This window comes from Brevundimonas sp., assembly GCF_035998205.1.
In the GTDB taxonomy this organism is placed as follows: domain Bacteria; phylum Pseudomonadota; class Alphaproteobacteria; order Caulobacterales; family Caulobacteraceae; genus Brevundimonas.
On the sequence record NZ_DASYHT010000005.1, the window covers coordinates 399,050 to 422,626 of the forward strand.

At 73.9% G+C, this 23,577-nt stretch carries 24 protein-coding genes; 11 read left to right on the forward strand and 13 right to left on the reverse strand.

Annotated features, from left to right (window positions below; all coding sequences use genetic code 11):
• Positions 1–4 precede the first annotated feature (4 nt).
• Both VGN74_RS09275 and hemC read right to left on the reverse strand, forming a co-directional pair.
• Positions 5–769, reverse strand: coding sequence for a uroporphyrinogen-III synthase (locus VGN74_RS09275; RefSeq protein ID WP_327447400.1), 765 nt, complete (start codon positions 767–769; stop codon positions 5–7).
• Position 770: 1 nt separating this feature from the next.
• Positions 771–1,706, reverse strand: coding sequence for a hydroxymethylbilane synthase (gene hemC / locus VGN74_RS09280; protein WP_327447402.1), 936 nt, complete (start codon positions 1,704–1,706; stop codon positions 771–773).
• A gap of 89 nt (positions 1,707–1,795) precedes the next feature.
• Between hemC and tsaD the strand changes: the two genes are divergently transcribed.
• Genes tsaD through VGN74_RS09295 form a run of 3 tightly spaced genes read left to right on the forward strand, consistent with a single transcriptional unit; the run spans position 1,796 to position 4,324 of the window.
• Positions 1,796–2,917 carry a tRNA (adenosine(37)-N6)-threonylcarbamoyltransferase complex transferase subunit TsaD gene (gene tsaD / locus VGN74_RS09285; RefSeq protein ID WP_327447404.1) on the forward strand — a complete coding sequence of 374 codons (1,122 nt, stop codon included), beginning with the start codon at positions 1,796–1,798 and terminating at the stop codon, positions 2,915–2,917.
• A gap of 19 nt (positions 2,918–2,936) precedes the next feature.
• Positions 2,937–3,950 carry an NAD(P)H-dependent glycerol-3-phosphate dehydrogenase gene (locus VGN74_RS09290; protein ID WP_327447406.1) on the forward strand — a complete coding sequence of 338 codons (1,014 nt, stop codon included), beginning with the start codon at positions 2,937–2,939 and terminating at the stop codon, positions 3,948–3,950.
• On the forward strand, positions 3,947–4,324 hold the full coding sequence (locus VGN74_RS09295) for a Rieske (2Fe-2S) protein (protein ID WP_327447408.1): 378 nt from the start codon (positions 3,947–3,949) through the stop codon (positions 4,322–4,324). Before VGN74_RS09290 ends, VGN74_RS09295 begins: the two co-directional genes overlap by 4 nt.
• Before the next feature lie 5 nt (positions 4,325–4,329).
• On the opposite strand, the gene VGN74_RS09300 is transcribed toward VGN74_RS09295, so the two are convergent.
• Positions 4,330–5,199, reverse strand: a complete 870-nt coding sequence (locus VGN74_RS09300; RefSeq protein ID WP_327447410.1) for an alpha/beta fold hydrolase — start codon at positions 5,197–5,199, stop codon at positions 4,330–4,332.
• 250 nt (positions 5,200–5,449) lie between these two features.
• On the opposite strand from VGN74_RS09300, the gene VGN74_RS09305 reads away from it, so the two are divergent.
• Positions 5,450–6,736, forward strand: a complete 1,287-nt coding sequence (locus VGN74_RS09305) for an ammonium transporter (protein ID WP_327447722.1) — start codon at positions 5,450–5,452, stop codon at positions 6,734–6,736.
• 322 nt (positions 6,737–7,058) lie between these two features.
• Here the strand turns inward: VGN74_RS09305 and VGN74_RS09310 are convergent, their stop codons facing one another.
• Positions 7,059–7,583 carry an HAD family hydrolase gene (locus VGN74_RS09310; protein WP_327447412.1) on the reverse strand — a complete coding sequence of 175 codons (525 nt, stop codon included), beginning with the start codon at positions 7,581–7,583 and terminating at the stop codon, positions 7,059–7,061.
• 169 nt (positions 7,584–7,752) lie between these two features.
• On the opposite strand from VGN74_RS09310, the gene VGN74_RS09315 reads away from it, so the two are divergent.
• Complete coding sequence (locus VGN74_RS09315; protein ID WP_327447414.1) at positions 7,753–8,952, forward strand: DegT/DnrJ/EryC1/StrS family aminotransferase; 1,200 nt, start codon at positions 7,753–7,755, stop codon at positions 8,950–8,952.
• Positions 8,949–9,881, forward strand: a complete 933-nt coding sequence (locus VGN74_RS09320; RefSeq protein WP_327447416.1) for a Gfo/Idh/MocA family oxidoreductase — start codon at positions 8,949–8,951, stop codon at positions 9,879–9,881. Before VGN74_RS09315 ends, VGN74_RS09320 begins: the two co-directional genes overlap by 4 nt.
• A gap of 71 nt (positions 9,882–9,952) precedes the next feature.
• Here the strand turns inward: VGN74_RS09320 and VGN74_RS09325 are convergent, their stop codons facing one another.
• Together VGN74_RS09325 and VGN74_RS09330 are read right to left on the reverse strand one after the other, a co-directional pair.
• Positions 9,953–10,735 carry an SDR family oxidoreductase gene (locus VGN74_RS09325; protein WP_327447419.1) on the reverse strand — a complete coding sequence of 261 codons (783 nt, stop codon included), beginning with the start codon at positions 10,733–10,735 and terminating at the stop codon, positions 9,953–9,955.
• Entirely contained in the window at positions 10,732–11,034 is a 303-nt protein-coding gene (locus tag VGN74_RS09330; RefSeq protein WP_327447421.1) for a 4a-hydroxytetrahydrobiopterin dehydratase, read from the reverse strand. Before VGN74_RS09330 ends, VGN74_RS09325 begins: the two co-directional genes overlap by 4 nt.
• 313 nt (positions 11,035–11,347) lie before the next feature.
• Between VGN74_RS09330 and VGN74_RS09335 the strand changes: the two genes are divergently transcribed.
• The 5 genes from VGN74_RS09335 (at position 11,348) to VGN74_RS09355 (ending at position 15,561) form a co-directional block, all read left to right on the forward strand.
• On the forward strand, positions 11,348–12,037 hold the full coding sequence (locus VGN74_RS09335) for a Crp/Fnr family transcriptional regulator (protein ID WP_327447423.1): 690 nt from the start codon (positions 11,348–11,350) through the stop codon (positions 12,035–12,037).
• A 75-nt stretch (positions 12,038–12,112) separates the two neighbouring features.
• The gene (locus VGN74_RS09340) at positions 12,113–12,895 is read left to right on the forward strand and encodes a class I SAM-dependent methyltransferase (RefSeq protein ID WP_327447425.1); all 783 of its coding nucleotides are present in this window, start codon (positions 12,113–12,115) and stop codon (positions 12,893–12,895) included.
• Complete coding sequence (gene ubiB / locus VGN74_RS09345; protein WP_414643536.1) at positions 12,883–14,469, forward strand: 2-polyprenylphenol 6-hydroxylase; 1,587 nt, start codon at positions 12,883–12,885, stop codon at positions 14,467–14,469. Before VGN74_RS09340 ends, ubiB begins: the two co-directional genes overlap by 13 nt.
• A 21-nt stretch (positions 14,470–14,490) precedes the next feature.
• Positions 14,491–14,943 carry a hypothetical protein gene (locus VGN74_RS09350; protein WP_327447427.1) on the forward strand — a complete coding sequence of 151 codons (453 nt, stop codon included), beginning with the start codon at positions 14,491–14,493 and terminating at the stop codon, positions 14,941–14,943.
• Positions 14,944–15,012: 69 nt separating this feature from the next.
• Positions 15,013–15,561 carry a DUF6580 family putative transport protein gene (locus VGN74_RS09355; protein WP_327447429.1) on the forward strand — a complete coding sequence of 183 codons (549 nt, stop codon included), beginning with the start codon at positions 15,013–15,015 and terminating at the stop codon, positions 15,559–15,561.
• Between the two features lie 17 nt (positions 15,562–15,578).
• Here VGN74_RS09355 and VGN74_RS09360 read toward each other — a convergent pair whose 3' ends face one another.
• The 7 genes from VGN74_RS09360 to VGN74_RS09390 all read right to left on the reverse strand — a co-directional run bounded on the left by VGN74_RS09360 (position 15,579) and on the right by VGN74_RS09390 (position 23,576).
• The gene (locus tag VGN74_RS09360; RefSeq protein WP_327447431.1) at positions 15,579–16,346 is read right to left on the reverse strand and encodes a heme ABC transporter ATP-binding protein; all 768 of its coding nucleotides are present in this window, start codon (positions 16,344–16,346) and stop codon (positions 15,579–15,581) included.
• Positions 16,347–16,356: 10 nt separating this feature from the next.
• On the reverse strand, positions 16,357–17,439 hold the full coding sequence (locus tag VGN74_RS09365) for an iron ABC transporter permease (RefSeq protein WP_327447433.1): 1,083 nt from the start codon (positions 17,437–17,439) through the stop codon (positions 16,357–16,359).
• Entirely contained in the window at positions 17,436–18,296 is an 861-nt protein-coding gene (locus tag VGN74_RS09370; RefSeq protein ID WP_327447436.1) for a heme/hemin ABC transporter substrate-binding protein, read from the reverse strand. The genes VGN74_RS09365 and VGN74_RS09370 overlap by 4 nt, the downstream gene beginning before the upstream one ends.
• Positions 18,293–19,357, reverse strand: coding sequence for a hemin-degrading factor (locus VGN74_RS09375; protein ID WP_327447438.1), 1,065 nt, complete (start codon positions 19,355–19,357; stop codon positions 18,293–18,295). Before VGN74_RS09375 ends, VGN74_RS09370 begins: the two co-directional genes overlap by 4 nt.
• A 54-nt stretch (positions 19,358–19,411) precedes the next feature.
• A complete protein-coding gene (locus VGN74_RS09380; RefSeq protein ID WP_327447440.1) occupies positions 19,412–21,691 on the reverse strand; it encodes a TonB-dependent hemoglobin/transferrin/lactoferrin family receptor in 2,280 nt (759 codons plus the stop codon).
• A gap of 99 nt (positions 21,692–21,790) precedes the next feature.
• A complete protein-coding gene (locus tag VGN74_RS09385) occupies positions 21,791–22,381 on the reverse strand; it encodes an NADPH-dependent FMN reductase (protein ID WP_327447442.1) in 591 nt (196 codons plus the stop codon).
• A gap of 52 nt (positions 22,382–22,433) precedes the next feature.
• A complete protein-coding gene (locus VGN74_RS09390) occupies positions 22,434–23,576 on the reverse strand; it encodes a glycoside hydrolase family 53 protein (protein ID WP_327447444.1) in 1,143 nt (380 codons plus the stop codon).
• Position 23,577: the final 1 nt, after the last annotated feature.

Genomic DNA, 23,577 nt, shown 5'->3' on the forward strand with positions numbered 1-23,577 from the left:
TTCCCTACACCGGCGGGGCGGGCTTGCCAAGCGCGCCGCGCAGGGCGTCTCCCAGCGCGGTCCGCAGCGCCGCCGCGTCCGGGCGGGCGGCGACGGCGAGAACCTCGCCGGGCCAGACGGCGGCGACGGCGGGGGACAGGGCCACGGCCGGGGGCGGGGCGAGGCCGGCGGCCTGAAGCGCCTCGGCGGCGGCGCGGGCCCCGCGCGGCGAGTGCAGCAGGACGGCGGCGATGTCTCCTGCGGCGACGGCGGCGAGGGCGGCGTCCGGCGTGCGCGGCTGGGCGGCGTAGACGATCACAGGGCGGACCTCGACCCGGCCGGGGGCGAGGGCGAAGGCGAGGGCGGCCAGGTCGGCGGCGACCTCGCGCCCGCGCGGCCACAGCACCGGCCAGGGGGCGCGGTCGCCGGGGGCGGCGCGGACGAGGCGGGCGGCGAGGGCCCGGGCGTCGCCCCCGCCGGCGTCCTTGTCGGTTTCGTCGCCGGCGTCGACCTCTTCGAAGCCGGCGGCGCGGGCGGCGGCGGCGGTGGCGGCGCCGACGGCGAACAGCGGCCGGTCGCGGCGCGGGGTCAGGGCGGCGAGGGCGCGCACGGCGGCGGCGCTGGTCACGGCGAGGGCGGCCACGGGCTCCAGATCGAGCGCGGCCGGGACCGGGACGATCTCCAGCACCGGATCGATCAGGGGGTCATGGCCGAGGGCCTGAAGGGCGGCGGCGTCGGCCTCGGCCCCGGGCCGGCTGCGCGTCAGCCAGATCCGGCCGGGCCCGGCCATGTCAGACCGCGATCGCCTGGTCGCCGGCGGCGGCGCGCACCTGCTCGCCCAGCGCCGCGCCGAATGCGTCAGGGTCGGCGCCCGGGACGAGGTCCATGGTCCCCTGCCGGCGCCAGCGGGCCGAGCCGTCGGGGGCGAGGATCTCGGCGGTCAGGGTCAGGCGGCTGTCGGTCAGGACGGCGTGGGCCCCGACGGCGGTGCGGCAGGAGCCCTCCAGCGCCCGCATGGCGCCGCGCTCGGCGGCCACGGCGACGGCGGTGTCGGGGTGGTTCAGGGCTTGGGCCCAGTCGGCGCCGACGTCGCCCGCGCGGGTCTGCAGGGCCAGGGCGCCCTGGCCGGGGGCGGGCAGGAAGGCGTCGGTGTCGAGGCGTTCGCTGATCCGCGCGCTGAAGCCCAGCCGGTTGAGGCCGGACACGGCCAGCAGGATGGCGTCGAAGTCGCCGGCGTCGAGCCGGCCCAGCCGGGTGTCGACATTGCCGCGCAGCATCTCGACCGTCAGGTCCGGGCGCAGGGCCAGGGCCTGGGCCTGACGGCGCAGGCTGGCGGTGCCCAGCCGGGCGCCCTGCGGCAGGGCGTCGAAGCCGGCGGCGCCGCGGCTGAGGAAGGCGTCGCGCGGGTCCTCGCGCTGCGGGATGGCGGCGATGGCCAAGCCGGGCGGCATCTCGGCCGGCACGTCCTTCATCGAATGCACCGCCAGATCGACCTCGCCGGCCAGCAGGGCCGCCTCGATCTCCTTGGTGAACAGGGCCTTGCCCCCGACCTCGAGCAGGCGGCGGTCCTGGATGCGGTCGCCGGTGGTGACGATCTCGACCAGCGGGATCTCGTGGACGATGTCGGCCTCGGGCACGCCGAGGGCGCGGCCGATGGCGCGCTGCATCATGCCGGACTGGGCCAGGGCCAGACGGGAGCGGCGGGTTCCAAGGCGGAGAAGCGGCATGGGCGGCGGGAACCGGGCTGGAGCGGGAGGGGGTCGGGCGGGGGCCGCCGCGATTGCGCCGGACCGCGACGGGGGCTACCTGACGCCCCATGAGTTCGCACGCGGACTATCGCACGGCCGGGCCCGCGGCAACCACGGGCGACCTCGTCGTCCTGGGGATCGAGACGAGCTGCGACGAGACCGCCGCGGCGGTGGTGCGGCTCGACGCGGCCGGAGCGGCCACGGTGCTGTCCTCGGTGGTGCACAGCCAGACCGACGACCACGCCCCCTATGGCGGGGTGGTGCCCGAGATCGCGGCCCGCAGCCATGTGGAGACCATCGCCCCGACGGTGCAGCGGGCGCTGGCCGAGGCCGGGGTCGACTGGGACGGGCTGACCGGGGTGGCGGCCACCGCCGGACCGGGCCTGGTCGGCGGGGTCATGGTGGGGCTGAGCTTCGGCAAGGCGGCGGCGCTGGCGCGCGGCCTGCCGCTGATCGCGGTCAACCATCTTGAGGGCCATGCGGTGTCGGCGCGGCTGGGGGCCGAGGCGCCCTATCCGTTCCTGCTGCTGCTGGTGTCCGGCGGCCACTGCCAGCTGCTGGAGGTGCGCGGCGTGGGCGAGGTGGCGCGGCTGGGGGCGACCATCGACGACGCGGCCGGCGAGGCCTTCGACAAGATCGCCAAGGCGCTGGGCCTCGGCTACCCGGGCGGGCCGGCGCTGGAGCGGCTGGCGGCAAGCGGGGACGGGGCGCGCTTCGCCCTGCCGCGGGCGCGGGTGGGCGAGAAGGACTGCGACTTCTCCTTCTCGGGGCTGAAGACCGCCGCCTTCCGTCAGGCCCAGGCCTGCGAGACCGATCAGGACCGGGCCGATCTGGCCGAGGCGGTGCAGACCGCCATCGCCCGCCAGCTGGCCGAGCGCTCGGAACGCGCCATGCAGGCCTGGCCGCACGACAGCCGGCTGTTCGTGGTCGCCGGCGGGGTGGCCGCCAACCGCACGGTGCGGGCGCGGCTGGAAGAGGCCGCGGCGCGCCACGGCTTCCGCTTCGTCGCGCCGCCGCTGGCCTATTGCACCGACAACGCCGCCATGATCGCCCTGGCCGGGGCCGAGCGGCTGGCGCGCGGCGAGCGCTCGGACATCGACGCCGTCGCCCGCCCGCGCTGGCCACTGGACGAGGCCGCGGCGCTGGCCCGGCCCAGCTCGGGCGCGGGGCGCAAGGGGGCCAAGGCATGAGCCTCGCCGGGGAGGGACGATGAGCGACATTCAAGGCACGTGGCGGAGCGCCGGGGTGATCGGCGCCGGGGCCTGGGGCACGGCCCTGGCCCAGGTGTGCGCCGCCGCCGGGCTGGACGTGGTGCTGCAGGCGCGCGAGCCGGAGGTGGTGGAGTCGATCACGGCGCGGCGGGTCAATGACGCCTTCCTGCCCGACGTGCCGCTGAGCGCGCGCATCCGGCCGACCGGGGACCTGGCCGATCTGGCCGGGTGCGACCTGATCCTGGCGGTGCCGCCGGCGCAGCACCTGCGCGCCAGCCTGACCGCCTTCGCCCCTCACGCCCGCCCGGGTGCGCCGGTGGTGCTGTGCTCCAAGGGCATCGAGCGCGGCTCGCTGAAGCTGATGACCGAGGTGCTGGCCGAGACCCTGCCGGCGGCGCCGGCGGCGGTGCTGTCGGGGCCCAGCTTCGCCGGCGAGGTGGCGCGCGGCCTGCCCGGGGCCGTGACCCTGGCCTGCGCCGACGAGGCCCTGGGCCAGACCCTGATGGAGACCCTCTCGGCCCCCGGCTTCCGGCCCTATCTGGTCGACGACCTGATCGGGGCCGAGGCCGGCGGGGCGGTCAAGAATGTGCTGGCCATCGCCTGCGGCATCGTCGAGGGCCGGAAGCTGGGGCGCAGCGCCCATGCCGCCCTGATCACCCGCGGCTTCGCCGAGATGACCCGGCTGGGGGTGGCGCTGGGCGGCCGGGCCGAGACCATCGCCGGCCTGTGCGGCCTCGGCGATCTGGTGCTGACCTGCTCCAGCCCGCAGTCGCGCAACATGAGCCTGGGCCTGGCGCTGGGGCAGGGGCAGACGGTGGCCGAGGCCCTGGCCGGCAAGCGCTCGGTGGCCGAGGGCTACGAGAGCGCCCCGGCGGTGCGCGACCTGGCGGCGCGGCTGGGGGTCGACATGCCGATCTGCCAGATGGTGGCCGCGGTGCTGGCGGGCGAGACCACGGTCGACGCCGGCATCGAGGCCCTGCTCAACCGGCCGCTCAAGAGCGAGCGGGCATGAGCGAGGCGATCCCCGCCGACCGGCCGCGGGTGTGGAGCACCCCGGCCGGGGTGCGGCTGTGCGCCGAGACCGATCTGGCTGACCCCGGCGCGCGCGGCTTCGTGCTGCAGATCGGCGACAAGTGGTTCCACGGCTTCGTGGTGCGCAAGGACGGGGCGGTGGCCGGCTGGGTCGATCGCTGTCCGCACGCCGGCCTGCCGCTGGCCATGGAGCTGGACCGCTATCTGACCGCCGACGGGGCGCTGATCCTGTGCGGCTGGCACGGGGCGGCGTTCGAGCCGATCAGCGGGGCCTGCGTCGCCGGACCCTGCGCCGGCGGGCGGCTGACGCCCTGGCCGGTCGAGGTGCGCGACGGGGCGATCCGCACGGCCTGAAGCCGTCAGGGCAGGTCGGCGAGGAAGGCGAAGATGGCGGCGCGGGGCTCGGGCTCGTCCAGCATGGGGGCGTGGCCGACGCCGGGGACCTCGACATAGCCCATCTTCGGCGCAGCCCGGCGCATGCGCGCGGCGATGTCGGCGCTCAGCAGGTCCGAGGTGGCGCCGCGCACCAGCAGGGTCGGCCGCCCGCGGGCCAGCCGCCGGAAGAACGGCCACAGCTTCGGGACCAGCGCCTTTTTCCCGGCGGCGCGGATCGGCACGGCGATGTCCGGGTCATAGTCCAGCACCGGCGCTCCGTCCGGCCCCTCGCGGAAGGTGCGGCGGGCGAAGGCGTCCCACTGCGCCTGATCGTAGTGGGGGAAGGCGACGCCGTTGATCTCGCGCATGTAGGCGGCGGCGGCGGCCCAGTCCGGCGTGTCGACCGGCTTGCCGGAATAGGCGGCGATGCGCGCGAGGCCCTCGCGCGCCACCTCCGGGCCGATGTCGTTGAGGATGGCCGCGGCCACGGCGCGCGAGCGCACGGCGGTCAGGGCCATGGTGATCAGCCCGCCCATGGAGGTGCCGAGGAAGACGGCGCGCTCGATGCCGGTCTGCTGCATCAGGGCCAGCACGTCGCGGGCGTAGACCGGCGGCTGGTAGGTCATGGGGTCGGGGGCCCGGTCCGAGCGGCCGCGGCCGCGCACATCGACGGCCAGCACGCGCCGGCCGCTCTGGGCGATCAGGGGGGCGATGGCCTCGAAGTCGGCGCTGTTGCGGGTCAGGCCGTGGATGGCGATGACCGGCAGCCGCGCCGGGCCGGGCCCGGGGGCGTAGTCGCGGGCGTACAGGCTCAGGCCGTCCGGCGAGGTCCAGCTACGATCGGCGAAGGTCATGGGCGTCTCCGGGGGCGGGCCCCCATGGCGGGTGGCGGGCGAAAAGCCACAGTAATTCAGCAGGCGGGGAATTCCAGCGTGGCCGCGCCGGATACGCAAGCCCTTGCCAAAGCCTTCGCAAACGCGTCACAGTTCGCACCCGCAACATCATGCCGCCGGGAGCGGCCCAGGGGGATTGGACATGCGGGGATCGACACAGGCGGGCCGTAGTCTGGCACGCGCCGTGCCGTTGGGGGTGCTGGCGGCCATGATGACGGGGGTCGCTCATGCTGCGGCGCCCGCAGCCGCGCCGGCGCTGCTGGCCCATCAGGCGGCGCTGGAGCTGGACCCGGCCGCCTCGGCCTGGATCCTGACCTCGACCGCCCTGGTGCTGCTGATGACCGTGCCGGGGCTGGCGCTGTTCTACGGCGGCATGGTGCGCAAGAAGAATGTGCTGGCCACCCTCGCCCAGGCGCTGGCGGCGGCGCTGCTGGTGACCATCCTGTGGTTCGTGGCCGGCTATTCGCTGGCGTTCGGGACCAATGCCGACCCGGGCCTGAACCGCTTCATCGGCTCGTTCGATTCCCTGTTCCTCAACGGCGTGGGGGCCAACACCGCCTGGGCCGGGGCGCCGGGCCTGCCGGAGACCCTGTGGGTCGCCTACCAGCTGACCTTCGCCATCATCACCCCGGCCCTGATCGCCGGGGCCTTCGCCGAACGCATCAAGTTCTCGGGCTTCCTGCTGTTCATCGGCCTGTGGCACCTGATCGTCTATGCCCCGGTCTGCCACTGGGTGTGGTCGGGCGGCTTCCTCGGCGGCATGGGGGTGCTGGACTTCGCCGGCGGGGCGGTGGTGCACGTCAACTCCGGCGTGGCCGGTCTGGTGGCGGCCCTGTTCCTGGGGCGGCGCGTCGGCCTCGGCCGGGACAACATGGCCCCGCACAACCTGACCCTGACGATGATCGGCGCCTCGCTGCTGTGGGTCGGCTGGATCGGCTTCAACGCCGGCTCGGCCTGGGCCCCGGACGCCATCGCCGCCCAGGCCCTGCTGGGCACCATCGTCGCCACCGCCGGGGCGGGCGCCGCCTGGGCCGCCGCCGAATGGATCGAGCGGCGCAAGCCGACCCTGCTGGGCATGGTCTCGGGCGCGGTCTCCGGCCTGGTGGCGATCACCCCGGCGGCGGGCTTCGTCAACAGCCAGGGGGCCTTCTTCATCGGCGTCGCCGGCGGTCTGGTGTGCTGGTTCGCGGTGGTCTGGGTGAAGCGCTGGCTGCGCTATGACGACACCCTCGACGTGTTCGGCATCCACGGCGTCGGCGGTCTGGTCGGCGCCCTGCTGACCGGCGTCTTCGCCGACGCGGCGGTCAATGGCGTGGGCGAGGGCGCGACGGTCTGGAACCAGGCCCTCGGCCTCGTCGCCGTCATCGCCTGGTCGGGCGTCGCCACCTGGGGCATCCTGTGGATCTGCAAGCTGACGACGGGCCTGCGCGTGAGCGAGGAAGAGGAACGCCAGGGCCTCGACCTGACCCAGCACGGCGAGGCGGTCCACGACGCGTAGGGCGTAGTCCTCCCCCGCAGGGGGAGGGGGACCACGCGCAGCGTGGTGGAGGGGGGCTGTCCGCAACCGCGCCGTCTCTCCTCCCTCCGTCTCGCCGGCTCCGCCGGCGATCCACCTCCCCCTGTGGGGGAGGAATGCGAGGTCAAGGGCGGCGCAAGCGGTCGCCCCTCCACCGCCCGCCGGTCGCCCTGGCGACCGGGCCCCTCCACCGCTTCGCGGTCCCCCTCCCCACTCCGTGGGGAGGAAAAGCGCCTCTCCTCCCCATGCAATGGGGAGGTGGCCGGGCGCGAAGCGACCGGACGGAGGGGCCGGGCCCCCGCCGTCACCCCCCCAGCAGTTCGCGGGTGAAGACGTCGAGGTTCTGGCCCTCGAACAGGAAGCCGGGGATGCCGGCGCGGCGGGCGGCCTCGAGGTCGCTGGCGCGGTCGCCGATCAGGAAGGAGCGCGACAGGGCGATGTCGTGCTCGGCGGCGGCGCGCAGGATCATGCCGGGATTGGGCTTCCGGTCGGGGTGATCCGGGTGGTGATAAGCCGGGTTGCGGGCCTCGTCGTGGAACGGGCAGGCATAGACGGCGGCGATGCGCGCCCCGCGGGCGGCGAGGGTGCGCACCATCAGGGCGTTGAAGTCGTGCATGCGCTGTTCGCTGAACATCCCGCGGGCCACGCCGGACTGGTTGGTGACGACGATGGCGAGGAAGCCGGCCTTGTTCAGCCGCGCCACCGCCTCGGCCGCGCCGGGCACGAACACCAGATGCTCGTCGAGGTGCGGATAGCCGCAGTCCTCGATCAGGACTCCGTCCCGGTCCAGAAACACCGCCGGAAACCGGCCTTCGGTCGACTCAGTCACGCGCTACACCCCCGAGGCTCCGGGCATATGGGGCGGCGCGGATCGTTGCAACTCGCAACGCGAAGTGACGGCGAAGTGAAGGGCCCGGTTTGGCGCCGGTCGCCGCGATTTGCTAGACGCGCGGCTCATCCTCGGGGGCCCCTGCGCCCCGCCGTGCGGACCACCCTCCATGACCGCTGCCGCCTCTCCGGCCGTTCCCATGCTGCCCTTCATCGACCTGCAGGCCCAGCGTCGCCGCCTCGGCGGGGCGATCGAGGCTGCGGTGATGGCCGCCGTCGAGGGCGGCGCCTGGGTGATGGGCCCGCAGGTGCGCGAGTTCGAGGCGAGCCTCGCCGCCTTCGGCCGGGCGAAGCACGCCCTGGGCTGCGCCAACGGCACCGACGCCCTGATCCTGCCGCTGATCGCCTGGGGCCTCCGGCCCGGCGACGCGGTGTTCGTGCCCAGCTTCACCTTCACCGCCACCGCCGAGATCGTGCCCTGGCTGGGGGCGGCGCCGGTGTTCGTCGACATCGACCCGGTCACCTTCAACATGGATCCGGCGCGGCTCGAGGCGGCCATCGAGGGCGTCAAGGCCGAGGGCCGGCTGACCCCCAGGGTGGTCATCGCCGTCGACCTGTTCGGCCAGCCGGCCGACTATCCGGCGATCCGCGCCATCTGCGACCGCCACGGGCTGAAGCTGATCGCCGACTCGGCCCAGGGCTTCGGCTGCACCCTGAACGGCGAGCATCCGATCCGCTGGGCCGATGTGACCACCACCAGCTTCTTCCCGGCCAAGCCGCTGGGCTGCTACGGCGACGGCGGGGCGGTGCTGACCGACGACGCCGACCTGGCCCAGGAGATGGACTCCCTGCGGGTGCACGGGAAGGTCGTGGCCAAGGACCTGAAGGACGGGGCCAGCTTCGCCCACGATCCCAAGTACCTGGCCATGCGCATCGGCATGAACAGCCGGCTCGACACGATCCAGGCCGCGGTGCTGATCGAGAAGCTGAAGGTGTTCGGCGACGAGATCGCCTGGCGCAACCGCATCGCCGCCCGCTACAATGACCTGCTGGCGCCGCATGTGACGGCCGTGCCGGGCGTGATCGCCGGCGGCGTCTCGACCTGGGCCCAGTACACCATCACCCACCCCGAACGGGACCGGCTGGCGGCGCATCTGCGCGACCAGGGCGTGCCCACGGCGGTCTACTATCCGGTGCCCATGCACCTGCAGCCGGCCTATGCCCGCTTCCCGCAGGGGGCCGGCGGCCTGCCGGTCACCGAACGGGTCAAGGACGAGGTGCTGAGCCTGCCGATGCACGCCGATCTGGACGAGGCCACCCAGGACCGCATTGTCGCGGCGGTGGCCAGCTTCGCGGGAGCCGGGGCATGACCGTGGCGCAGCCGGGCCTGAAGATCGGCGTCGCCGGCGTCGGCGTGATGGGGCGCAACCACGCCCGCGTGCTGGCCGAGATGCGCGACGTGGAGCTGACCCACATCCTCGACGCCGACCCGGTGGTCGCCGAGGGGGTGGCGGGGCTGTATGGCGCCACGGGCGTCTCCAGCGTCGAGGCCTTCGTCGAGGCCGGGCTGGACGCGGCGATCGTGGCCACGCCGAACCGCACCCACGGCGACCTGGCCGTGGCCCTGCTGGAGCGGGGCGCGCATGTGCTGGTGGAGAAGCCGATCGCCGCGACGGTGGAGGACGCCCGCCGCATCATCGACGCCGCGAAGGCCAACGACCGGGTGCTGATGGTCGGCCAGGTCGAGCGCTTCAACCCGGCGATCGAGACGGTGCGCCGCGCCATCGCCGAGGAGAAGGTGATCTCCATCCAGATCACCCGCGTCGGCCCCTTCCCGCCGCGCATGGGCGAGGTCGGGGTGGTGATCGATCTGGCGGTGCACGATATCGACATCATCCGCCACCTGACCGGCTCGGAGATCGTCGAGGTGCAGCCGCAGCTGGCCCGCACCCGCGCCGAGCGCGAGGACACGGCGCTGCTGCAGTTCCGCACCGAGAGCGGGGTGATCGCCCACATCACCACCAACTGGGTGACGCCCTACAAGACCCGCACCCTGCAGGTGGCGACCGAGGGCAAGTTCGTGGTGGCCGACCTGATCACCCGCCAGGTGACGGAATACTTCGGCCAGCAGGCCGACGGCAGCTACCAGACCCGGGCGCTGAACAGCTGGCCGGCCGAGCCCCTGCGCAAGGAGCTGGAGGCCTTCGTCCACGCCATCCGCACCGGCGAGACCCCGGCGGTGACCGGCGAGGACGGCCTCAAGAACCTCGAGGTCGCCCTGCGCTGCCTGGGGGAGTGACGGCCCTATTGGGCCGCCCTTCCTGATTTTCGACGGCGCTACTGCGCCGTCCTTGTCCGGTTTTGACGGCCCTATTGGGCCGTCATGCCGCCGTCGATCTTGAACTCGGAGCCGGTGACGAACTTCGACTCGTCCGAGGCCAGATAGATCACCAGATAGGCCACGTCGTCCGGCTCGCCGATGCGCTTCAGCGGGATGCCGCGGGCCAGCTTTTCGTGGGCCAGGGCCTCGTCGCCGCCCGCCCTGGCCACGAACGGGTCGAGGATCGGCGTCTTGATGAACACCGGGTGCACCGAATTGGCGCGCACGGCGCCGCCGGCCTTGGCCCCCTCCAGCGCCACCGTCTTGGTGTAGAGCCAGACGGCCGCCTTGGTGGCGTTGTAGGCGCCCATGCCCGGGGCCGCCGACAGGCCGGCGATCGACGAGATGTTGATGATCGAGCCGGCCCCCGAGGCGCGCAGGTGCGGCATGGCGTGCTTGCAGCCCAGCATGACCGACTCGAGGTTGACCGCCTGGACCTTGCGCCAGTTCTCCAGCGTGTCCTGCTCGGCGAAGACCATCTCGCCGCCGATGCCGGCGTTGTTGACCAGCACCGACAGGCCGCCCATGGCGGCGACCGCCGCGGCCACGACGCGCTCCCAGTCGGCCTCGTCGGTGACGTCGTGGCGGAAGGCGAAGGCCTGGCCGGGATGGTCGGCGTTGATCGCCGCGGCCAGGGCCTCGGCGCCGGCGAGGTCGAGGTCGGTGACCGCCACCTTCGCCCCCTCGCGCGCCAGCATGCGCGCCATGGCCTGGCCCAGCCCGCCGGCGGCGCCGGTGATCAGCGCCGTCTTGCCCGCAACCCGTCCGCTCATGCCGTCGCTCCCGTCGTGTCGGCCGCGTCATCGATGAAGCGCGCCAGGGTCAGATCCTTGTCGGTCAGGCCGCCCGCATCGTGGGTGGTCAGCACGACGGTGACGCGGTTGTAGACGTTGGACCACTCCGGATGATGGTCCAGCTTGTCGGCCATCAGGGCGACCCGGGTCATGAAGCCGAAGGCGGCGTTGAAGTCGGCGAAGCGCAGCTCGCGCACGATGGCCGGCCGCGGATCGTCGGCGGCGCGCCAGCGGGGCAGGGCGGCCAGCACATCGGCTGGCGGCAGAACGGCGGCCATGGCCACTTCCTCCGTTGTTGATTGCAACGGGCCTATCGCGCGGGCCGGGCGCGGGCAAGCGCCCGGACGACGCGGCGGGGCATGGGGAGAGGGGCTGTGTCTCCTCCCCCATAGCGGAGCGTATGGGGGAGGAGAGAAAGGGTCGCTTCGGGGCCGGGAGGCGATCTGGCCGGGGACCATGATCGAACATCTGAACCGGCCGGATGGCGAGAGCCTCGCGTTCAGGCGTGTCGCCGGGGCTCGGCGGAACCTTGGCCGTGTCGCCGGCGTTGCGAGCGTGGCCGTGCGGCCGCGACGACCTGAGGAGGGTGAGATGGACAATCTGTGGCTCCGGCAACTGCCGTCCGGCGACCGCGCCCGGCTGTCGCGCGCCGCCGAGCTGCGCCCCTTCGCGCGGGGCGAGGTGCTGTGCGAGGCCGGCGAGAGCGCCGACGCCGTCTGGCTGCCGCTGGAGGGGGTGGTCGGACTGGCCGTGGTGCTGGACGACGGCCGCACCGTCGATAGCGCCCTGATCGGCCGCGAGGGGCTGGTCGGAGTGACCTGCGGCCCGATGAACGGGCGCGCCGCCAGCCGGGCGGTGGCCCGCGCCGACGGGGCGGCCGCCTGCATTCCGGCTGCGGCCTTCGGCGAGGCGCTGGAGCGGAGCGTGCGCCTGCGCGAGGCCCTGGCCCGGTTCACCGAGGGCCTGTTCGCCCAGGTGCAGCAGACCGCCGCCTGCAACGCCCAGCACAGTCTGGAGGCGCGGCTGGCGCGGCGGATTCTCGAGCTTCAGGACCGGGTCGAGGCCGACCGGCTGGAGCTGGCCCAGCACGATCTGGCGACCATGCTCGGGGTGCGCCGCTCCGGCGTCAGCGAGGCGGCCGCCCTGATCGAGCGACGTGGCCTGATCCGGCGCGGCCGGGGCTGGGTCGCCGTGGCTGACCGCAAGGGACTCGAGGGCCTGGCCTGCGGCTGCTACGCCATGCTGCGGCGGGTCGAGGGCGAGCTCGGCTTTGCCGCCTGAGGCGTGCTTCCGGCCCGCGGCGCTTGCGGCGGATCGCCGGGTGACGCGGGCCCCGCGAGCCGCTAGACCGGCCCCATGACCGAGGCCGCCTCCTCCTCCGCATCGGGCGCCACGTCGCCCTTCGGTTTCCGCGACGTCGACGCGACCGAGAAGGTCCGTCTGGTGCGCGGCGTGTTCGACAGCGTGGCCTCGCGCTACGACCTGATGAACGACCTGATGAGCGCGGGCGTGCACCGGCTGTGGAAGGACGCGGCGGCGGCCCGGCTGAACCCGCGGCCGGGCGAGACCATCCTCGACGTGGCCGGCGGCACCGGCGACATGGCGCGGCGCTACGCTCGCATGGCGCGCCGGGCGCAGGAGCGGCTGGGCGGCGCCGACGCCCGGGTCATCGTGCTGGACTACAACGCCGAGATGATCGCCGCCGGGGTCGAGAAGGGCGGCGAGCCGGAGATGGTCTGGACCGTCGGCGACGCCATGGCCCTGCCCCTGCCGGACGCCAGCGTCGACGCCTATTCGATCAGCTTCGGCATCCGCAATGTGCGCGACGTGCAGGCGGCGCTGGTCGAGGCGCGCCGGGTGCTGAAGCCGGGCGGTCGGTTCCTGTGCCTGGAGTTCTCGCGGCCGGTCGCGGCGCCCCTGCGCGCCGCCTATGACGCCTGGTCGTTCCACGCCATCCCGCGCATCGGCGACTGGGTCGCCGGCGATCGCGACAGCTACCAGTATCTGGTCGAGTCGATCCGGCGCTTCCCGGACCAGCAGACCTTCCGGGGCATGATCGAGCGGGCCGGCTTCCGCAGCGTGACGGTGACCAACCTGACCGGCGGCGTCGCGGCCCTGCACCACGGGTGGGCGATCTGATCCCGCCCCGCTTCCGCGTCGGCCCGCCGGAGTCGCCGCGCCCGCAGCCGGTGCGCGACCCGGTCGGGGCCAGCCTGCGCCTGATCGGCTGGGGCTGGGTGCTGCTGCGCCATGACGCCCTGGTGCCGCGCGAGCTGGAGCCGTGGCTGCCGGGCTGGGCCCGGGTCGTGGCCCGCATCCTGCGGCTGGCGGCCAGCCGCGCCGGCCGCGAGGGCCGTCCCGGCGAGCGCGTCGGCCGGGCCTTCGAGCATCTGGGGCCGGTGGCGGTGAAGCTGGGCCAGGTGCTGGCCACCCGCGCGGACATCTTCGGCCTGCAGTTCGCCCGCGACCTCGGCCGGCTCAAGGACAAGCTGCCGCCCTTCCCCACGGCCCTGGCCCGGGCCGAGGTCGAGCGTTCGGTCGGGCGGCCGGTCGAGGCCCTGTTCACCGACTTCGGCGACGCGGTCGGGGCCGCTTCGATCGCCCAGGCCCACCCGGCGCACCTGCCCGACGGGCGCAAGGTGGCGGTCAAGGTGCTGCGCCCGGGCGTCGAGCGGCGCGTGGCCCACGGCCTCGACGCCCTCAGGCTGGCGGCCGGGCTGGCCCAGCGGCTGGTCCCGCCGGCGCGGCGGCTGGAGCCGGAGGCCTTCGTCGAGACCCTGGCCCGCTCGCTGGAGCTGGAGCTGGACATGCGGCTGGAGGCGGCGGCCGCCTCGGAGCTGGGCCAGATCATGGACGACGGGGGGCACATGCGCGCCCCGACGGTGATCTGGGACGGGGTCGGCAAGCGGGTGCTGACCCTGACCTGGGCCGACGGCCTGCCGATGACCGACCCGGCCGCGGCGGAGCAGCCCGGGCTGGACAGGAACGCCCTGGCCGACAATGTCGTGCGCGCCTTCCTGACCCAGGCGCTGGACCACGGCGCGTTCCACGCCGACCTGCACGAGGGCAACCTGTTCTGCCGCGCCCCGGCCGAGCTGACGGCCATCGACTTCGGCATCGTCGGCCGGCTGGGCAAGGGCGAGCGGCGGTACTTGGCCGAGATCCTGTGGGGCTTCCTGACCCGCGACTATGACCGCATCGCCCGGGTGCATTTCGAGGCCGGCTATGTGCCGCCGCACCATTCGGTCGACGCCTTCGCCCAGGCCCTGCGTGCGGTCGGCGAGCCGGTCATCGGCAAACAGGCCAGCCAGGTGTCGATGGGCCGGCTGCTGGGCCAGCTGTTCGAGATCACCGACCTGTTCGACATGCACCTGCGGCCCGAGCTGATCCTGCTGCAGAAGACCATGGTCTCGGTCGAGGGGGTGGCCCGGCGGCTCAATCCCGACCACGACCTGTGGGCCGCGGCCAAGCCGGTGGTCGAGCGCTGGATCCGCCGCGAGCTTGGGCCCCAGGCGCAGGTGCGGGACGCGCTGGAGGAGACGGTGGAGACGCTGCGGGCCCTGTCGCGCCTGATCCAGTCGCCGCCGGTGTCCGAGCCGGTGGTGGCCGAGCTGCGCCTGCCGGTCTGGCTGCAGGCGTGGATCGCCGTCGTCACCCTGGCCAGCGCCGCCGCCCTTGTTCTGTCGCTTTGGGGCGCGATGGTCCCTGTCTGACCTTCCGCCGGAGACTGCCCCGTGACCCGTCTGACCGCCCGCTGCGCCCTCGTCCTCGGCCTTCTGGCCCTGCCGGCCGCCGCCCTCGCCCAGGCTGCGCCGCAGGAGCCGGCCGCCGCGGCGCGCCTGCCCGACGCTTTCAGCGACGAGACGCCGCCGGCGGTGCTCGAGGCCGAACAGGCCCGCATCGCCCGCGCCGAGACCGCGCTGCGCGCCCAGATCGCCGCCCTGCAGGCCGGGACCCCGGCCTATGACGGCATGACGCCGGGGCTCGCCGAGGCGGTGCGGCCGCAAGAGGCGCAGGTGGTGCAGATCATCGCCGGCCTCGGCGCCCTGCAGTCGATCCAGCACGCCGGCGTCGAGAACGGGGCCGAGCTGTTTCTCGTCACCTTTGCGGCGGCGCCGACCCAGTGGATCATCGGCCTCGACGAGGAGGGCCGCGTCGGCGCCCTGCTGTTCCGCCCGGCCGCGTGACCCGACCCCCTGACCCGGCCCCTTGGCGGCGGTGATTGCGTCCCGGCGCCGGGGCTGTAGAAGGGGGCCATGCAAGCGCCCCCGCCCCGCCTGATCGACCTGCGCCTCGGCGTGCTGCTGGCCATCATCGTGGTCGCGGCCCTGACCCGGCTGATCCCGCATCCGCCGAACTTCACCCCGATCGCGGCCATCGGCCTGTTCGGCGGGGCCTATCTGACGCGGCGCTGGATGGCCTTCGCGGCGCCGCTGGCGGCCCTGTTCCTCAGCGACCTGGTCCTCGGCCTGCACAGCGGCATGTGGGTGGTCTATGGGGCCATGGCGATCGCCGTCGGCCTCGGCTTCCTGCTGCGCGAGAACCGCTCCGCCGGGCGCGTGCTGGGCGCGACCCTCGCCGGCACCTTCAGCTTCTTCGTCCTGACCAATCTGGCGGTCTGGGCCTTCAGCGGCATGTATCCGCGCAGCCTCGAGGGGCTGGTCGCCTGCTATGTCGCGGCCCTGCCATTCCTGCAGAACTCGCTGGCCGGCGACCTGACCTTCGCGCTCGCCCTGTTCGGCGGCTTCCATCTGGCGCAGCAGCGCTTCGCCTGGCTGCGCGCCCCGGTTCCCGCCGCCGCCTGAGTCACGGCCGGGCCGGCTCAGGCCCCGGCGAACAGGGCCGCGCGGGCCGCGGGAATGTCGAACAGCTGCGCCGCGCGACCGGCGTCCAGCTCGTCCCCCGCGATCTCGCCGACGATCCGCCCGGCGCGCAGCAGCGCCACCCGGTCGGCATAGGCCCGGGCCAGCCGCAGGTCGTGCAGCACGGCGATGACGCCGCCGCCCTCGCCGGCGAAGCGGCGCGCGGCCTCCAGCGCCGTCAGCTGGTGCGCCGGGTCCAGCGAGGCGGTCGGCTCGTCCAGCAGCAGGAAGCGCGAGGCTCCGTCGGCGGGCGCATCCCACACCTGGGCCAGGGCGCGGGCCAGATGGGCGCGCTGGCGCTCGCCCCCCGACAGGGTGGTGACGTCGCGCTCGGCCAGATGGCCGATGTCGAAGCGGGCGAGGGCCTGGTCGATGATCCAGCCGTCGCGCGTCCCCTCAGCCCCGCCGTGAGGGGCGCGGCCCAGGGCCACGATCTCGTGCACGCGGAAGGGAAAGGCGATGTGCACGCTCTGCAGCATCAGGGCGCGGCGTCGGGCCAGGGCCTGAGGCGACAGGGCCGACAGCGGCGCCCCGTCCAGCCGCACCTGACCGCTGTCCGGCGCGATCAGGCCGGCGAGGGCGTGCAGCAGGGTCGACTTGCCGGCGCCGTTGGGGCCGACGATGGCCAGCACCTCGCCCGGTCGGGCGGTCAGGCTGACATGATCCAGCAACGGCCGCCGACCGCGGATGACCACCAGATCGCGAGCCTCAAGAACGGCGGTGCTCACGTCAGGCGCCTCATGCCAGGCTCCGGCGCTTGTCGCGCAGCAGCAGCCAGAAGAAGAACGGCCCGCCGATCAGGGCGGTGACGACGCCGAGCGGCAGCTCGGTCGGGGCGACCACGACCCGGGCGAGGGTGTCGGCGGCGACCAGCAGCCCGCCCCCCAGCAGGGCCGAGGCGGGCAGCAGCACGCGGTGGTCGGGGCCCAGCACCAGCCGCACCAGATGCGGGGCGACGAGGCCGACGAAGCCGATGATGCCGCAGGCGGCGGTGGCGGCGGCCACGGCGAGGGCGGCGAAGGCGGCGGTGGTCCGCGTCACCCGGGTCGGGTCGACGCCCAGCGCCCGCGCCTCGGTCTCGCCAAGGGCCATGGCGTTGAGCGCCGGGCCGAGGCGGACGAGGGCGGCCACGCTGAGACCGGTCAGGGCGAGGGTCGGCAGGGCCGTCAGCCAGGTGGCCGAGCCGGCGCTGCCGAGGGTCCAGAAGGCCAGCATGCGCAGCTGCTGCTCGTCGGACAGGAAGGTCAGCCAGCCGATGCCGGCCCCGGCGAGGGCGCCCGTGGCGACCCCGGTCAGCAGCATGGTCGAGAGCACCAGCCGGCCCTCGCTGCGGGCGGCCAGATAGACGATGGCGGTGGCGGCGAGGCCGCCGAGGAAGGCGGCGACGGGCAGGGCGGCGGCGCGGATCGCCGGCGACAGCTCGCCGAACAGCTGCGGCCCCAGCACGATCACGGCCACGGCGGCGAGGGCCGCGCCGGAGGAGACGCCGATCAGGCCCGGATCGGCCAGCGGGTTGCGGAACACGCCCTGCGCCGCCGCGCCGCTGACCGCGAGGGCGGCCCCGGCGGCGAAGGCCAGCATGACGCGCGGGGCGCGCACCTGTTCGAACACGGCCTGGGCCAGGGGGTCGGCCGCCACCGGCAGGCCCAGCCGCTTCAGCAGCAGGGCGCCGATCTCCAGCGGCGGGATGGCGACCGCCCCCTGGCCGAGGGCCAGGACCAGCACCACGAGCACGGCGAGGCCCAGCCCCGCCAGCACCCGGCGCACGCGCCGGCGATGGCGGGTGACGAGGACGCCGGTCTCGAGGGCGGCGCTGGTCACGCCGGCGTCCGGATCAGCTGCGCCAGCTCGCGGGCGGCCTGCGGGAGGCGCGGGCCGAAGCCGAGATGCAGCAGCGGGTCGACGCCGATGATGCGGCCCTCCCGGCCCGCCGGAGTCAGGGCGATCGCCGGAAGGGCCGCCACCCGCGCCGCCCCCCCGGCGGCGTCGAGGGCGTGGGACATCATGAGAATGACCTCGGGCGCGCCGGCGACGAGGGCCTCGGTCGAGATCGGCTTGTAGCCCTCATGGTCCGCCCCGGTATTGGCCCCGCCGGCGAGGCCGATGATGGCGTCGGCGGCGGTGTCGCGCCCGCCGGCCATCGGGCTGCCGGCCCCGGCGGTGAGCAGGAACAGGACGCGCGGCCGGCCCGGCAGGGCCGTGACCTCGGCTTGCGCCGCCGCCCAGTCGCGCTCCAGCGTGGCCACGGCGGCCTCGGCCTCGGTCTGGCGGCCGAAGGCCTCGCCGACCTGGCGCAGGTTGGCGGCGACGTCGGCGACGCCGCGCGCCGGCGGCACGGTGACGACGCGCACGCCCGCCTGTTCGATCTGGGTCAGGGCCGCGGCCGGGCCGGCGTCGCCGCCGGCGACCAGCGTGGTCGGGCCGAGGGACAGGATGCCTTCGGCGGCCAGCTGGCGGAAGTAGCCGACGTGGGGCAGGGCCTCCGCCGCCGCCGGGTAGCTGCTGGTGTCATCCACCGCGATCAGCTGCGGCCCGAGACCGAGGGCGTAGACGATTTCCGTGACGTCGCCGCTGACGGCGATGATCCGCTCCCCGGACGCCGCCTCGGGCCGGGGGCTGCAGGCGGCGGCGAGCAGGCCCGCCCCGGCCGACAGTAGAAGGCCCCGCCGGCCGATCACGCGAGCGTCTCCAGCTCGGCGCACAGGGCGCGCCAGGTTTCCAGCTCGGCCTGCTTCGGCTTGCGCTCGCCGAACACCATGGCGAAGTTCCGCCCCTCGGCGTCGAACAGCTCCAGCGAGGTGACCCAGCCGTCGCGGGTCGGCTTGCGCACGACCCAGCTGGCGGCGATGGCGTCCTCGCGCAGATGCAGGTTGAAGCCCTTGTCGAGCACGTTCAGCCACGGGCCCATGACCTTGATGGTCTCGACCGGGCCGGTGTGGATCTGGATGCAGCCGCGGTTGCCGACGAACACCATGATCGGCAGGGCGCGTTCGGCGGCCCGCTCCAGCAGGACGCGCATGGCGGTGTTCGAAACCGTCTGCGCGAAGGGCTCGCCGACGAGGCGGAAGGCCTGCTGCCGGCCGACGTGGAAGTCCTTGAGCAGGCCGAAGAAGTCGTGGGTGTCCTGCAGCGCCTCCCAGTTGGCGCGCAGGCCGGCGACGTCGATCTCGGCGTCGGGCCGGTCCACGGGGGCGTCAGGATAGGCGGTCGGGGTGAAGCCGTCGGTCTGGTCCGCCGCGGTGAAGGCGGCGACGAGCGCGTCCCAGGCGGCGAGGTCTGTGGTCTCGCGGGCGAACACCTTGTGCACCGCCTCGCCCTCGCCGTCGAAGACCTGCAGGCTGCGCCGCACGGCGCCGTCGGCGAGGGTGTCCTTGACGGCGAAGGCGTGCCGCCAGTGCTGCATGAACAGGCGCAGGTCGATGTCGTGGTTCAGCACCATGCCGGCGCCGGGAAAGATCTCGACGTGGTCGAAGCGGCCGACCTTCTCGTGAACGCAGGACTCGTTGCGGGTCAGCACCATGACCTCGCCCACGGCCGGCAGGCCGCGGACCAGGTCGGCGAGGTCGCCGTCCAGACGGACAGCGTCCTCGCCCACGCGGCTGGCGATCAGGGCCGCTTCCGACACGCCGAGCTGGCGGGCGGCGTCGCGAGCCCGCAGGCCGGGCTGGTCATGCCGCGCCCGGGCCCAGCGGGCGCGGAGGTCGGCGGCGGGATCGGAAACCACGTGAGCGAGGGTCATGGATATCTCTTGAGAACGAGTCTGCGACGTAGTCGCATTCTTAGATCGAAATACCTAGTAGCGGAACACCAGCGAGGCGCTGAAATTCCGGCCCGGCTGGGTCCAGGCGTCGAGCACGGTCGAGCTGGCGCCGAGGCCGCGCACGTCGCTCCACCAGGCGTAGGTCTCGTCGGTCAGGTTGAAGGCGCCGACGCGCAGGGTCGCCTGCCCGGTCAGGTCGATCCAGGCGGTGGCGTCCAGCACGGTGAAGGCGTCCGGGCGCCAGCAGGCCGCGCGGGTCCCGCCCGGGGTGCAGGTTCCGCCCACGTCGCGGGCGTCCTTCTGCGCCGAATGGGTGGCCGACAGCTGGCCGCCGAACCGGCCCGACGGGGCGCGGTAGCGCAGGCCGGCGACCAGCTTGGGCGGATCAACGCTGTCCAGCGGCAGGCTGACGCCGTTGCGCACCTGCTCGCCCTCGGCGCTCGACACGGCGGCGGTGAAACCGAGACCGCTGTCCCAGTCGGCGTCGATGCGGCCCTCGAAGCCGCGGATCTCGACCTCGGCGAGGTTCACATACTGGAAGCACAGGGCGAAGGTCCCGCAGGCGGTCGGGAAGGGCCGGCTGAGCATCACCTGCTCGATGAAGTTCTCGTACTCGCCCGAAAAGACCGTGGCGCTGCCGCGGACCCGGGCGCCGCCCAGCTGCAGGTCGCGCAGACGGACCCCGGCCTCCCAGGTCCGGCTGGTCTCCGGCTCGAGGTTCGGGTTGGAGACCGAGATGTAGCCCGAGGAGGGGTTGGAGAAGCCGTTGTTGACCTCCGACGGGGCCGGCGCGCGGAAGCCTTCGCCATAGTTGGCGAACAGGCCCAGCACCGGGGTGGCCCAGTACACCGCGCCGATGCGCGGGGTCAGGCGGCTGTCGCGGGTGGACTCGGTGGCCCCGACATAGAGGGCGTCCGCCTTCGGCTCGACCTCGAAGGCGTCGTAGCGCAGGGCTGGATAGAGGGTCAGGCGGCCGTCGAGCAGACGGATCTCGTCCTGGATGAAGACCCCCGCGAGGCGGTAGTCGGTGAGCGGGAAGGGCCGGCCGGGGAAGGTCTCGCCGAACGGCGGCACGGTCCCGTCGCGGATGCCCTCCTGGGTCGTCTCGGAGGCGTCGACCCCGATGGTGATGCGGTGGCGCACGCCCAGCGCGTCGAAGCCCAGGCGGGCCTGGCCGCTGAAGCCCACGACCTCGCTGTGGAAGGTGTTCAGCCGGGTGCGGTCGGCGGCGCCGTTGCGGTCCTCGGCGGCGAACTGCACCACCTCGGCGTCCTGGTGATAGACGGTCAGATGGGTCTCCTCGACCGGGCCCGAAGCCGGGCGCCACTGGTGGTCGAGGGCGAGGCGGGTGCGTTCGGTGGTGTCGCGGGCGTCGAGGTCGATCACCGCCGTGGTCGGCAACACCGCCGGGGCGGCGACCGGGGCGGCGCGGCCGCTGAACACCTCGGTGAGAACCTCGCGGTCCTGCTGTTCGGCGGTGAGGCGGAAGCGGTGGGCGGCGCTGGGCTGGAACACCAGCTTGCCCAGCCAGCTGTCGGCGCTGACCGCCTGCGGGTTGGCGGCGGTGCGGCGGGCGTCCTCCGACTCGTCGGTCCCTTGCGTCTCCTGCTCCGAGCCATCGCGGCCGGTCCAGGCCAGCATGGCCGACCAGGCGCCGGCGCGGCCGGCCAGGGTCAGGCCGGTGGAGGTGCTCTCGTCGGCCGAGGCGTAGCCGACCCGGGCGCGGGCCCCGATGGCCTGGTCGCCGCTCAACAGGTCGGCCGGGTCCTGGGTGATGAAGCTGACCGCGCCGGCGACGCCGTCGCTGCCGTACAGGGCCGAGGCCGGGCCGCGCAGGATCTCCACCGACTTCAGCAGGCCGAGGTCGACATAGTCGCCGCGGCCCACGGCCTGGGGCCCGAACAGGAAGGCGTCAGGCAGGCGCACCCCGTCGACCTGGATCAGCACCCGGTTGCCCTCGAGGCCGCGGATGTTGAAGCCGGCGTTGCCGTCGCGGCCGGTCGAGCCCGAGGCGGCGCCGAAGCGCGCCGGCGAGCTGCGCACCGAGACGCCCGGCTCGTAACGGACCAGATCCTTGATGTCGGTGAACAGCCCGTCCTCGATCTCCTGCTGCGTCGTCACGCTGACCGTCGCCGGCGCCTCGATCGGGTCCTGCGCGGTGCGGGTGGCGGTGACCACCACCTCGCGCACCGTGACCGGGTCCGACGCGGACGGGTCAACGCCCGGCTCGCCGGCGAAGGCCATGCCAGGCAGGGCGAGGGCGGGCAGGACGAGAGCGGACGCGGCGACGGCGCCGAGGCGGAGGTGACGCATGGGGATCCCCTGACTGACTGAGGTGGCCGCTTATATGCGAACGACTCGCAGAGTCAATCGCGATAAAGGGCCGGCGTCACCGTTCCGGGGCAGAGGGGCTCAGTAGGGGACGGGGTCGCTCTTGCGGGCCGCGGCGGCGGCGCGGCACCACCATTCGAACTCGTCGGCGAAGCGGGGGAAGCTCTTGTCCAGCGCCGCGCCGCCCTCGCCCTGCGGCTGGCCGTCGGCGTCGAGGGCGCCGGCGATGCCGCCGACGGTCACGGCGCTCGGGGCGGTGACCATGCCCATCTCGTTGAGGATGCCGCGCCAGGCGAGGTTGGCGCGGGCCCCGCCCAGCCGGCCGGCGGAGTAGCTGAGCACGCCGGCGGGTCGCCAGAACCACTCCTCGAGAAAGTGGTCGGTCAGGTTCTTCAGGCCCGGCTGGACGCCCCAGTTGTACTCCCCGACCACGAACAGGAAGCCGTCCGCGGTGCGCAGGGTTTCGGCCAGGGCCTCCATCGCCGGCGGGGCCTCGCCCGGGGCGTGCTCCTTGTACATGCGGTCGAGCATGGGCAGGCCGACCGCGCGGGCGTCGATCAGTTCGCTGTCATGGCCGCGCGCCCGCATCTGGCGGACGGTGTAGTCGGCCAGGCGGATGCCGAGGCGGTCGCGGCGGTAGGAGCCGTAGAAGACGGGCAGGCGCAGGGTCATGGCGGGTCTCCGGGACAGGGGAAGTCCGGAGACTAACGCACGGCGCGGGCGGTCAGTCGCGCGGCGTCTCCGGCCAGCGGTAGTCGACCTGGGCCCAGCGGCCGGCGGCGGTCAGCTCATTGCCGCGGCGCCAGTCGAAGAAGGTGGCGTTCTCCCAGTGGGAGCCCTGGCCCCAGCGGGTGCTGCAGCCGGTCGAGACCCAGGCCGGCTCCCAGTAGACGACCCCCACGCCGCCGGCGTCGATGACCAGCTGGGTGATGTCGGTCATGTAGCGCAGCTGGCCCTCCTCCGTGGCCGGATACTCCGGCAGCAGGGTGTCCTCGCCGAGCAGGTTCAGGGCGGCGTCGGCGCTGTCGGTGGTGAAGGGATAGGAGGTCTCGACCACGATCACCTCGGCCTCGTAGGCGGCGTCGAGGCGGCGCAGGGTGGCCTCCAGCCCGGCGAGATCCTGGCTCGACCACTTGCGGTAATAGCTGATGCCGATCAGGTCGAAGTCGGTCAGGCCGGCCTCGGCCGCCGCGGCGAACCAGGGCTCGACGTTCTCCGGCTGGGCGATGTGCAGCATGATGCGGGGGTTGATGGCGCTGGCCGCGCCGGCCTCGCGCACGGCCCGGATGCCGGCGTTGAGCAGGGCGGCGTTGCGGGCCCAGTCGATGCCGCCGCGGGTTTCCTTCCAGTCCAGCTCGCCCATGACCTCGAGATTGGTCTCGTTGCCGACCTGGACCATCTCGGGCATCAGCCCCTCGGCCTCGAGCTCGGCCAGCACGGCGCGGGTGTAGTCGTAGACGGCCTGCGACAGGGCCGGGACGTCGTCGCGGAGGTGACGCCAGGCCCTGGGCACGATCTGCTTGTCGCCGTCGGCCCACTCGTCGGAATAGTGGAAGTCGAGCAGCACCTGCATGCCCGCCGCCCGGGCCCGGCGGATCGTCGCCTTGACGTCGGGCAGGTCGGAGTAGTCCGTCCACTCCGCGTCGTGCCACAGCCGCACACGGACCAGATTGTGGCCCGTCTCTGCGAAGATCTCGTAGGGGTCGCGCGCCTGGCCGTTCAGCCGGTAGCCGGCCCCGCAGGCCTCCATCTCGTTCACGTAAGACAGGTCCGCGCCGAAGTAGAAGCGCGGGACCTCCTGCGCCTGGCCGGGGGTCGCGACGAGCAGGGCGGCGGTGAGGGCGGCGGCGGTCAGGGAACGGAGCATC

Excerpts from the sequence above, each read along its gene's own strand:
- VGN74_RS09325 (WP_327447419.1), bottom strand. The coding sequence starts at position 10,735 with ATGAGCGGACGGGTTGCGGGCAAGACGGCGCTGATCACCGGCGCCGCC.
- VGN74_RS09340 (WP_327447425.1), top strand. The coding sequence starts at position 12,113 with ATGACCGAGGCCGCCTCCTCCTCCGCATCGGGCGCCACGTCGCCCTTC.
- VGN74_RS09315 (WP_327447414.1), top strand. The coding sequence starts at position 7,753 with ATGACCGCTGCCGCCTCTCCGGCCGTTCCCATGCTGCCCTTCATCGAC.
- VGN74_RS09275 (WP_327447400.1), bottom strand. The coding sequence starts at position 769 with ATGGCCGGGCCCGGCCGGATCTGGCTGACGCGCAGCCGGCCCGGGGCC.
- VGN74_RS09335 (WP_327447423.1), top strand. The coding sequence starts at position 11,348 with ATGGACAATCTGTGGCTCCGGCAACTGCCGTCCGGCGACCGCGCCCGG.
- VGN74_RS09355 (WP_327447429.1), top strand. The coding sequence starts at position 15,013 with ATGCAAGCGCCCCCGCCCCGCCTGATCGACCTGCGCCTCGGCGTGCTG.
- tsaD (WP_327447404.1), top strand. The coding sequence starts at position 1,796 with ATGAGTTCGCACGCGGACTATCGCACGGCCGGGCCCGCGGCAACCACG.
- hemC (WP_327447402.1), bottom strand. The coding sequence starts at position 1,706 with ATGCCGCTTCTCCGCCTTGGAACCCGCCGCTCCCGTCTGGCCCTGGCC.
- VGN74_RS09385 (WP_327447442.1), bottom strand. The coding sequence starts at position 22,381 with ATGACCCTGCGCCTGCCCGTCTTCTACGGCTCCTACCGCCGCGACCGC.
- VGN74_RS09320 (WP_327447416.1), top strand. The coding sequence starts at position 8,949 with ATGACCGTGGCGCAGCCGGGCCTGAAGATCGGCGTCGCCGGCGTCGGC.
- VGN74_RS09390 (WP_327447444.1), bottom strand. The coding sequence starts at position 23,576 with ATGCTCCGTTCCCTGACCGCCGCCGCCCTCACCGCCGCCCTGCTCGTC.
- VGN74_RS09300 (WP_327447410.1), bottom strand. The coding sequence starts at position 5,199 with ATGACCTTCGCCGATCGTAGCTGGACCTCGCCGGACGGCCTGAGCCTG.
- VGN74_RS09330 (WP_327447421.1), bottom strand. The coding sequence starts at position 11,034 with ATGGCCGCCGTTCTGCCGCCAGCCGATGTGCTGGCCGCCCTGCCCCGC.
- VGN74_RS09380 (WP_327447440.1), bottom strand. The coding sequence starts at position 21,691 with ATGCGTCACCTCCGCCTCGGCGCCGTCGCCGCGTCCGCTCTCGTCCTG.
- VGN74_RS09295 (WP_327447408.1), top strand. The coding sequence starts at position 3,947 with ATGAGCGAGGCGATCCCCGCCGACCGGCCGCGGGTGTGGAGCACCCCG.
- VGN74_RS09375 (WP_327447438.1), bottom strand. The coding sequence starts at position 19,357 with ATGACCCTCGCTCACGTGGTTTCCGATCCCGCCGCCGACCTCCGCGCC.
- VGN74_RS09305 (WP_327447722.1), top strand. The coding sequence starts at position 5,450 with ATGACGGGGGTCGCTCATGCTGCGGCGCCCGCAGCCGCGCCGGCGCTG.
- VGN74_RS09290 (WP_327447406.1), top strand. The coding sequence starts at position 2,937 with ATGAGCGACATTCAAGGCACGTGGCGGAGCGCCGGGGTGATCGGCGCC.